5 protein-coding genes, 1 tRNA gene and 2 rRNA genes are annotated in these 6,284 nt (G+C 43.8%); 5 read left to right on the plus strand and 3 right to left on the minus strand.

Annotated elements, in window-relative coordinates; translation table 11 throughout:
- The first annotated feature begins 24 nt into the window (after window positions 1-24).
- The 5 genes from leuA (at window position 25) to FKQ60_RS08775 (ending at window position 5,730) form a co-directional block, all read left to right on the plus strand.
- A complete protein-coding gene (leuA, locus tag FKQ60_RS08755) occupies window positions 25-1,575 on the plus strand; it encodes a 2-isopropylmalate synthase (protein ID WP_004394354.1) in 1,551 nt (516 codons plus the stop codon).
- Window positions 1,576-1,640: 65 nt separating this feature from the next.
- A complete protein-coding gene (leuB, locus tag FKQ60_RS08760) occupies window positions 1,641-2,732 on the plus strand; it encodes a 3-isopropylmalate dehydrogenase (protein WP_154170099.1) in 1,092 nt (363 codons plus the stop codon).
- A 63-nt stretch (window positions 2,733-2,795) separates the two neighbouring features.
- The gene (gene leuC / locus FKQ60_RS08765; protein ID WP_170905002.1) at window positions 2,796-4,202 is read left to right on the plus strand and encodes a 3-isopropylmalate dehydratase large subunit; all 1,407 of its coding nucleotides are present in this window, start codon (window positions 2,796-2,798) and stop codon (window positions 4,200-4,202) included.
- A gap of 15 nt (window positions 4,203-4,217) precedes the next feature.
- Entirely contained in the window at window positions 4,218-4,820 is a 603-nt protein-coding gene (gene leuD / locus FKQ60_RS08770) for a 3-isopropylmalate dehydratase small subunit (RefSeq protein ID WP_170905003.1), read from the plus strand.
- A 130-nt stretch (window positions 4,821-4,950) separates the two neighbouring features.
- Window positions 4,951-5,730, plus strand: a complete 780-nt coding sequence (locus tag FKQ60_RS08775; protein ID WP_154170093.1) for a DUF547 domain-containing protein — start codon at window positions 4,951-4,953, stop codon at window positions 5,728-5,730.
- A 41-nt stretch (window positions 5,731-5,771) separates the two neighbouring features.
- Here the strand turns inward: FKQ60_RS08775 and rrf (FKQ60_RS08780) are convergent.
- The 3 genes from rrf (FKQ60_RS08780) to rrf (FKQ60_RS08790) all read right to left on the minus strand — a co-directional run bounded on the left by rrf (FKQ60_RS08780) (window position 5,772) and on the right by rrf (FKQ60_RS08790) (window position 6,189).
- Window positions 5,772-5,887: ribosomal RNA gene (rrf, locus tag FKQ60_RS08780) — 5S ribosomal RNA — on the minus strand.
- A 31-nt stretch (window positions 5,888-5,918) separates the two neighbouring features.
- Window positions 5,919-5,994: transfer RNA gene (locus FKQ60_RS08785), tRNA-Thr, on the minus strand.
- A 79-nt stretch (window positions 5,995-6,073) separates the two neighbouring features.
- Window positions 6,074-6,189 (minus strand): 5S ribosomal RNA (rrf, locus tag FKQ60_RS08790).
- Between the last annotated feature and the right edge of the window lie 95 nt (window positions 6,190-6,284).

A 6,284-nucleotide genomic window follows, 5' to 3' on the forward strand; every position in this document is an offset into this window, starting at 1 on the left:
GCACAACACTATCAGGGAGCAAACATGAGTGATCAGGTCATTATCTTCGATACCACATTACGTGATGGCGAACAGGCGTTATCAGCGAGTCTAACCGTCAAAGAAAAGCTACAAATCGCTTATGCTCTTGAGCGCTTAGGCGTTGATATAATCGAAGCCGGATTTCCTGTCTCCTCTCCTGGTGATTTTGAATCGGTCCAAACCATTGCTAAACACATCAAAAATAGCCGAGTCTGTGCCCTTTCGCGTGCCGTTGCGAAAGATATCGATGCTGCCGCCGAAGCATTAAAAGTCGCCGACGCTTTTCGTATTCACACCTTCATTTCAACATCCACGATTCACGTACAAGATAAATTGCGCCGCAGTTACGATGATGTGGTGGACATGGCGGTGCAAGCCGTCAAACATGCCAGAAACTATACCGATGACGTCGAATTTTCCTGTGAAGATGCTGGACGCACTCCCATAGATAACCTTTGTCGCATGGTAGAAGCAGCGATCAATGCTGGAGCACGTACCATTAATATTCCCGATACGGTTGGCTATACCGTACCTAGCGAGTTTGGTGGCATCATTCAAACCTTATTTAATCGTGTTCCCAACATCGACAAGGCGATAATTTCCGTTCATTGTCATGATGACTTAGGCATGTCGGTTGCCAACTCGATTGCAGCGGTTCAAGCCGGTGCAAGGCAGATAGAAGGCACGATCAATGGTATCGGTGAACGTGCTGGTAACTGTGCCCTTGAAGAAATCGCCATGATATTGAAAACTCGTCACGACCTATTAGGCGTTAAAACCAATATTCGTCATGAAGAAATCAGTCGGACAAGTAAATTAGTCAGCCAACTGTGTAATATGCCTATCCAAAGCAATAAAGCGATTGTTGGAGCGAATGCATTTAGCCACTCATCGGGTATTCATCAAGATGGGGTATTAAAAAATAAGAATACCTACGAAATCATTACCCCTGAATCGATTGGTTTGAAAAACCAAGCGCTGAATTTGACCAGTCGTAGTGGTCGGGCGGCCGTGAAAAGTCATATGGAATCGATGGGCTATCATGAACATGAGTATAATTTAGATGCGTTATATGAAGACTTCCTCAAATTGGCTGATCGTAAAGGTCAGGTATTCGACTACGACTTAGAAGCCTTAATGCACTTTTCGAATTTACGTGAAGAAGACGATTTCTATAAGTTGAATTATCTTAGTGTGCAATCTGGCAGTGTCATGGCCACCACCACAATTAAACTTAAGTGTGGTGATGAAGAACATTGCGAAGCCGCCGTCGGTAATGGTCCGGTTGATGCGCTCTATCAATGTATTTATCGTCTCACAGGTTATGACATCGTCTTGGATAAATTCGATTTAACCGCAAAAGGCGAAGGAGAGGATGGCCTTGGCCAAGCCGACATTATTGCCAACTATAAAAATAGAAAATACCACGGCACAGGGGTTTCTACGGATATCGTTGAAGCATCAGGTCAAGCACTACTGCATGTGATCAATAGCATTCATCGTGCAAACCAGATTGACCAAATTAAACAAAAGAAAAACGTCGTCACGGTATAAATCCCGCAACGACGGATTCGCAAACACAGATCAATAAAAATTAGACAAATAGATAAAGGACGACCATGACAGACAAACACTACCGCATTGCTGTTTTACCCGGTGATGGAATTGGACCAGAAGTAATGCAACAAGCCGAAAAAGTGCTTGATGCTATTGAACAAAAGTACTCATTCACCTTTAGCCGCGAATATCATGATGTCGGCGGAATTGCCATTGATAATCATGGATGCCCATTACCCCAAAGCACCTTAGATGCCTGTGAAGAAGCTGATGCGGTACTTTTTGGTTCTGTTGGCGGCCCCCAATGGGAGCATCTGCCACCAAACGAACAACCAGAGCGTGGTGCATTACTGCCTTTACGTAAACATTTCCAGCTATTTTGTAATTTGCGCCCTGCACAAATTCATCCTGGATTAGAGAGCTTTTCACCTTTGCGTGCCGATATTTCTGAGCGAGGCTTTGATATTGTGGTCGTTCGTGAGCTGACTGGCGGTATTTATTTTGGACAACCAAAAGGACGTGAAGGAGAAGGCGCGAATGAAAAAGCCTTTGATACTGAAGTCTATCATCGTTATGAAATCGAACGTATCGCAAAAATTGCTTTTGAATCGGCTCGCTTACGTCGTAAAAAAGTCTGTTCGGTAGATAAAGCTAACGTTTTACAAAGCTCTATTTTATGGCGTGAGGTGGTTGAACAGGTAGCTCAAGACTACCCAGATATTGAACTTTCTCATCTCTATATAGATAACGCGACTATGCAACTTATCAAAGATCCTGCTCAGTTTGATGTGATGTTGTGCTCGAATATTTTTGGCGACATCATCTCCGATGAGTGTGCAATGATCACCGGTTCAATGGGGATGCTGCCTTCTGCAAGCCTGAATGAGAGTAACTTTGGCCTTTATGAACCAGCCGGTGGATCAGCACCGGATATTGCCGGTAAAAATATTGCCAATCCCGTAGCACAAATTCTTTCTGCTGCATTAATGTTACGTTATAGCTTAGGTGAAGAACAAGCAGCACAAGATATTGAAAATGCCGTATCAAAAGCACTATCCGCCGGAGAACTGACAGCGGATCTTGCAGGCAACAAACCGGCACTCTCTACCTCAGAAATGGGCGATAAAATCGCTGGTTATATTTTACACTCATAATAAGTCGTGCTCGGTTAACGATACGAGCACACTATGCAGCTCAAAGAGCTCAAGGAAGAAGCAATGTCATCAGCAAAAACGTTATATGAAAAAATTTATGATGCGCATGTGGTGGTTGCCGCCCCCGGTGAAACGCCTATTTTGTACATCGATCGCCATTTGGTCCATGAAGTAACCTCACCACAAGCCTTTGATGGATTAAGAGAAAAAGGTCGTCCAGTACGCCAAGTCAGCAAAACCTTCGCGACCATGGACCACAACGTCTCTACCACCACCAAAGATATTAATGCGTCAGGGGAAATGGCGCGGATTCAAATGGAAACCCTCTCAAAAAACTGCGCTGAATTTGGGGTAACTCTCTACGATTTAAACCATAAATATCAAGGTATTGTCCATGTTATGGGCCCAGAACTTGGTATCACGCTACCTGGCATGACGATTGTTTGTGGGGATTCACACACCGCGACACATGGCGCTTTTGGCTCACTCGCGTTTGGTATTGGTACCTCTGAAGTTGAACATGTATTAGCAACCCAAACCTTGAAGCAAGGCCGTGCTAAGACAATGAAAATCGAAGTACGAGGTAAAGTGGCTCCTGGCATCACCGCCAAAGATATTGTTCTAGCAATCATCGGCAAAACAACCGCTGCCGGAGGTACTGGTTATGTCGTAGAATTCTGTGGTGAAGCAATTCGCGATCTTTCTATGGAAGGACGCATGACCGTGTGTAACATGGCGATTGAATTAGGGGCAAAGGCAGGACTGATCGCTCCTGATGAAACAACCTTTAATTATATTAAACAACGTAAATTCGCACCGAAAGGCGCTGATTTTGATGCCGCTGTCGAGTATTGGAAAACACTGACGACCGATCACAATGCACAATACGATGCAATCGTCACTTTAGATGCCTCAGAAATAAAACCACAAATCACTTGGGGAACCAATCCAGGACAGGTTATCGCTGTTGATGAGGTAATCCCATCACCAGAGAGCTTTAGTGATCCGGTCGAAAAAACATCCGCTGAAAAAGCGCTGGCTTATATGGGCTTAGAAGCAGGCCGCTCACTATCTGAATACAAAGTCGATAAAGTATTTGTTGGATCGTGTACTAATTCACGAATCGAAGACATTCGTGCTGCCGCAGCCGTTGCAAAAGGTAAAAAAGTCGCCCCTCATGTACAAGCATTGATAGTCCCTGGCTCCGAGCAAGTAAAAGCACAAGCTGAAGCAGAAGGTCTCGATAAAATCTTCCTCGATGCAGGGTTTGAATGGCGTTTACCCGGCTGTTCGATGTGTCTCGCAATGAATAATGACCGCTTAGGGCCAGAAGAGCGTTGTGCTTCGACATCCAATCGAAACTTTGAAGGCAGACAAGGGCGAGCGGGAAGAACTCACTTAGTCAGCCCTGCGATGGCAGCCGCCGCAGCGATTGCCGGACACTTTGTCGACATTCGTCAATTTAGCTAATAAGGAGCAAGTGATATGTCAGGTTTTCAACAACACACTGGTTTAGCTGTTGCTCTTGATGCAGCCAATATTGATACTGATGCGATTATCCCAAAGCAGTTTTTGCAAAAGGTCAATCGTATCGGCTTTGGACAACACCTCTTCCATGATTGGCGGTTTTTAGATGATGCAGGATTAACCCCTAACCCTGATTTTGTCATGAATCAACCTCGTTATCAGGGAGCAAGCATCTTACTCGCACGTGAAAACTTTGGTTGTGGTTCGTCAAGAGAACACGCCCCTTGGGCACTCGCTGATTACGGGATAAAAGTCATCATTGCTACAAGCTTTGCCGATATTTTTTATGGTAATGCAATAAATAATCAGATGCTCCCTGTCCGCTTATCCGATCATGAGGTAGAGGAGCTGTTTCACTATGTTCAGAACACACCAGGAGCAACGATTGACGTCGATTTGCAAACGCTCAATGTCGTCGCCAACAACAAAACCTACTGCTTTGAAATCGATGATTTTCGTCGACACTGCTTACTCAATGGATTAGACAATATTGGTTTAACGCTGCAACATGAAGCTAAAATCGCCGAATATGAAGCCAAGATACCGCATTTTTTAGCTTAAATCCGACAACTAAAATTAGGGCTGATCATACAGCCCTAATTTTATTGTTCAATATCCATGGCTATCTTCGAATATCACCGACACTATTTTCCAACATCATCCTACTTATTTCACTTTCACCAAGGAACCTATGAAATTTTTACTATCACTCTTATCCTTGTCCTGGTCATTATCGATTAGTGCTGCGCCTAAATCAGAATTATGGGATTTCTGGAATCAAAGTAATGAAGCTAATACACAAGAGGTATCTCATCAAGCATGGCAACAACTTCTCGATCGCTATCTTTCTCAACAAGGTATGCACACCCTTTTCGATTACGCCAATGTAGAAATCTCCGACCGAGAAAAATTACAGACTTATATTAACCAATTGGCAAGATTGGATCCGAGAACATTAAACAAGCAGCAGCAATATGCTTACTGGATAAACTTGTACAACGCCTTAACCGTTAATATCATTCTTGAGCACTATCCAGTCTCATCAATCACTAAAATCGGAGGATGGTTTCGGTTTGGTCCTTGGAACCTACCATTATTAGAAATTGCCAGTCAAAAACTCACTCTTAATGATATTGAACATCGAATTTTAAGACCAATATGGCAAGATCCTAGAATTCACTACGTCGTTAATTGTGCTAGTCTCGGTTGCCCAAACCTGCAAAGTGAAGCCTTTACGGCGCAGAATATCGATCGATTACTTGAGAAATCTACCCATGAATTTATCAACAGCGAGAAAGGTGCCAAGATAACTAAAGACCAGCTTATTCTATCTTCCATCTATCAATGGTATGCCGATGATTTTGGTTCTCAAGCAGAGTTGATGGCTCATCTTTCGCTGTATCGTCCAGAACTTACCACCTATCGTGGAACAATCCGTTATGAGTATGACTGGCGACTAAATAGCAAATAGCAAAAAGCCTCTGTATTGCTACAGAGGCTTTTTAAATGAGTACCTGGCGATGTTCTACTCTCACATGGGGAGACCCCACACTACCATCGACGCTGTTTCGTTTCACTTCTGAGTTCGGCATGGAATCAGGTGGGTCCAAAACGCTATGGTCGCCAAGTGAATTTTTATAGCTAATGCTATTGAATCACTGGTGCTGATACCCAGAATCGAACTGGGGACCTCATCCTTACCAAGGATGCGCTCTACCGCCTGAGCTATATCAGCAGATCTATTTTTAAACTGCTAGTCCGCTTATTATCAGCGCTAGAGTGACTTCTTCTCGTAAGAAGAAGTAGAAATTAAAGCCTGGCGATGTTCTACTCTCACATGGGGAGACCCCACACTACCATCGACGCTGTTTCGTTTCACTTCTGAGTTCGGCATGGAATCAGGTGGGTCCAAAACGCTATGGTCGCCAAGCAAATTTGGTTAATTCGGAAAGCTGTTTTTCATTCTCTACACATTCAATGCACTTCTTTGAGTCCACCAAAACCCCTTGGGTGTTGTATGGTTAA

This window comes from Vibrio sp. A11 (genome assembly GCF_013048705.1).
GTDB lineage: Bacteria > Pseudomonadota > Gammaproteobacteria > Enterobacterales > Vibrionaceae > Vibrio > Vibrio metschnikovii.

What these genes read in the sequence shown, in the direction of transcription:
- leuA (WP_004394354.1), top strand. Translation starts at nt 25, where the DNA reads ATGAGTGATCAGGTCATTATCTTCGATACCACATTACGTGATGGCGAA.
- leuB (WP_154170099.1), top strand. Translation starts at nt 1,641, where the DNA reads ATGACAGACAAACACTACCGCATTGCTGTTTTACCCGGTGATGGAATT.
- leuC (WP_170905002.1), top strand. Translation starts at nt 2,796, where the DNA reads ATGTCATCAGCAAAAACGTTATATGAAAAAATTTATGATGCGCATGTG.
- leuD (WP_170905003.1), top strand. Translation starts at nt 4,218, where the DNA reads ATGTCAGGTTTTCAACAACACACTGGTTTAGCTGTTGCTCTTGATGCA.
- FKQ60_RS08775 (WP_154170093.1), top strand. Translation starts at nt 4,951, where the DNA reads ATGAAATTTTTACTATCACTCTTATCCTTGTCCTGGTCATTATCGATT.